A 688-nucleotide genomic window follows, 5' to 3' on the forward strand; every position below is an offset into this window, starting at 1 on the left:
GTTGCTGGGGCTACTGGTGTTGCTGGGGCTACTGGTGTTGCTGGGGCTACTGGTGTTGCTGGGGCTACTGGTGTTGCTGGGGCTACTGGTGTTACTGGGGCTACTGGTGTTGCTGGGGCTACTGGCGCCGATGGCGCTGATGGTGCTGATGGGGCTACCGGAGCTGATGGCGCGACTGGCGCTGATGGGGCTACTGGGGCTACTGGGGCTGATGGGACTACCGGAGCTACTGGCGCTACCGGTGCTGATGGAGCTAGAGGAGCTACTGGTGATGATGGGGCTACTGGCGCAGACGGCCCAACTGGTGCCGATGGGGCTACTGGTCCAACCGGTCCTTCTGGAGGGCCGATTGGACCTACTGGGGCTGACGGCGCTACTGGAGCAACTGGAGCCGATGGTGCGACTGGAGCTGACGGCGCGACTGGCGCGGATGGAGCGACTGGAGCTGACGGCGCGACTGGCGCGGATGGAGCGACTGGAGCAACTGGTGCGACTGGAGCTGACGGCGCGGATGGAGCGACTGGAGCAACTGGTGCGACTGGAGCTGACGGCGCGGATGGGCAACTGGAGCAACTGGTGCGACTGGAGCTGACGGCGCAACTGGAGCAACTGGTGCGACTGGAGCTGACGGCGCAACTGGAGCAACTGGTGCGACTGGAGCTGACGGCGCAACTGGAGCAACTGGTGC

Annotated in this window: 1 protein-coding gene; it reads left to right on the forward strand. The window is 64.8% G+C overall.

Going from position 1 to position 688, the window contains the following annotated elements:
- A partial coding sequence (locus AC1TO5_RS21255) for a hypothetical protein (RefSeq protein ID WP_482064825.1) occupies positions 1-688 on the forward strand: 688 nt, incomplete at both ends.

The organism is Paenibacillus sp. Y930, from assembly GCF_056786375.1.